Source organism: Streptomyces phaeochromogenes (assembly GCF_001418655.1).
Lineage (GTDB): Bacteria > Actinomycetota > Actinomycetes > Streptomycetales > Streptomycetaceae > Streptomyces > Streptomyces phaeochromogenes.
Map to the genome: position 1 here is coordinate 1 of NZ_LIQZ01000499.1, position 2,141 is coordinate 2,141.

The 2,141-nt window shown below is 72.4% G+C and carries 2 protein-coding genes and 1 pseudogene; all 3 read right to left on the reverse strand.

Annotated features, from left to right (window positions below):
- Nucleotides 1-68: 68 nt before the first annotated feature.
- Nucleotides 69-887 carry a TrmH family RNA methyltransferase gene (locus tag AOK17_RS43905; RefSeq protein WP_055618248.1) on the reverse strand — a complete coding sequence of 273 codons (819 nt, stop codon included), beginning with the start codon at nt 885-887 and terminating at the stop codon, nt 69-71.
- Nucleotides 888-951: 64 nt separating this feature from the next.
- On the reverse strand, nt 952-1,902 hold a 951-nt coding region (cobA, locus tag AOK17_RS43910; protein ID WP_245697764.1), incomplete at its 5' end, for a uroporphyrinogen-III C-methyltransferase.
- A 2-nt stretch (nt 1,903-1,904) separates the two neighbouring features.
- A pseudogene (locus AOK17_RS53025) lies at nt 1,905-2,141 on the reverse strand (precorrin-2 dehydrogenase/sirohydrochlorin ferrochelatase family protein); the annotation flags it as partial.

The following is a 2,141-nucleotide window of genomic DNA, read 5'->3' on the forward strand; positions in this document are numbered from 1 at the left end:
GCCGGTCGCGCCCACGCGGCGGAGCCGCACAATGTCACGGCCCCGCTCCCCTGAAGGGGCGCGCCCCCCTAGTTCTGCGGTCTGCCCGTCGCCACCGCGTAGAACGCCACCGCTGCCGCCGCTCCCACGTTCAGGGAGTCGACGCCGTGGGCCATCGGGATGCGGACCCATTCGTCGGCCGCCACCAGGGCCTGGGTGGACAGGCCGTCGCCCTCCGCGCCGAGCATCAGGGCCACGCGGTCCATCTTGTGCGGGGCCGCCTCGTCCAGGGACTTGGCCTTCTCGTCCGGGGTGAGGGCGAGGAGGGTGAAGCCCGCCTCGCGGACCGTTTCCAGGCCCTTGGGCCAGGTGTCCAGACGGGCGTACGGGACGGAGAAGACGGCGCCCATGGAGACCTTCACGGAGCGGCGGTAGAGCGGGTCCGCGCAGTCCGGGGACAGCAGGACCGCGTCCATGCCGAGGGCGGCGGCGCTGCGGAAGATCGCGCCGATGTTGGTGTGGTCGTTGACCGACTCCATGACGACGACCCGGCGGGCCGTCTGGAGCAGGTCGTCCGGGGTCGGCAGCGGCTTGCGCTGCATGGAGGCGAGGGCGCCTCGGTGCACGTGGTAGCCGGTGACCTGTTCGGCGAGGTCCGGGCTGACCGCGTACACCGGGGCCGGGAGTTCGTCGATGACGTCGCGCATGACGTCGACCCACTTGGCGGAGAGCAGCATCGAGCGCATCTCGTAACCGGCGTCCTTGGCCCGTCTGATGACCTTCTCGCCCTCGGCGATGAACAGGCCCTCGGCGGGTTCTCGCTTGCGGCGCAGCTCCACGTCGGTCAGTCCCGTGTAGTCGCGCAGACGGGGATCGGCTGGGTCCTCAACGGTGATGAGATCGGCCACAGGGTGATACTGCCTTGTCCTGGGTGTGGTGCCAACGGCTTGGAACGGGTTGTGTTACCCGGGGTTACTCGGACGCCCGCGGCGAGCTGTCCGGGCGCACGGACACGACCTCGCCGATGACGATCACCGACGGGGGCTTCACGTTCTCGGCGAGTACGGTCTCGGCGACCGTGGCGAGCGTCGCGTCGACCCTGCGCTGCGCGGCGGTCGTACCCTCCTGGACGACGGCCACCGGGGTGTCCGCCGACTTGCCGCCCGCCATCAACGTACGGGCGATGGCGCCGATCTTGTCCACGCCCATCAGGATGACCAGGGTGCCGCGGAGCTTGGCGAGGGCCGCCCAGTCGACCAGGGAGCGTTCGTCGTCGGGGGCGATGTGGCCGCTGACGACCGTGAAGTCGTGGGCGACCCCGCGATGGGTGACGGGGATGCCCGCCGCGCCCGGGACGGAGATCGAGCTGGAGATGCCGGGGACGACCGTGCAGGCGATGCCCGCCTCGGCCAGCGCCTGGACCTCCTCCATGCCACGGCCGTAGACATAGGGGTCGCCACCCTTCAGACGGACGACCGCCTTGCCCTGCCTGGCGTGCTCGATCAGCGCGTTGTTGATGGCCTCCTGGGCCATGAAACGGCCGTACGGGATCTTCGCCGCGTCGATCACCTCGACGTGCGGCGGGAGTTCGGCGAGGAGGTCGCGGGGGCCGAGGCGGTCGGCGATGACCACGTCGGCCTCGGCGAGGAGGCGCCGGCCGCGGACCGTGATCAGGTCCGGGTCGCCGGGGCCGCCGCCGACCAGGGCGACACCGGGGGTGCGGGTGCGGTGGTGGGGCGCGACCAGGGTGCCGTCGCGCAGGCCCTCCACGACCGCGTCCCTGATGGCCGCCGTGTGGCGGGGGTCGCGGCCCTTCGCGTTCGTGGTCAGGACGGCCACCGTGACGCCCTCGCTGTGGCCGGTCGCCGGGGTCCAGGCCGTGGCCGCGTCCGCGTCGTCCGAGCGGACGCACCACACGCGGTGNNGGCGGAGGCCGCGGCGTTCGCCTCGGTGTCGCTGGTGGCGATCAGGGCGTACCAGGCATCCGCGAGGTCGCCGGGCTCGTACGGGCGCCTTGTCCAGGTCAGCTCGCCCGCGTCCGCCATCGCCTCGACGGAGGGGGTGGCGGCCGGGGACACGAGGTGGATGTCCGCGCCTGCCGCGATGAGGGCCGGGAGACGGCGTTGGGCCACCTGGCCTGCGCCGAGGACCACTACGCGGCG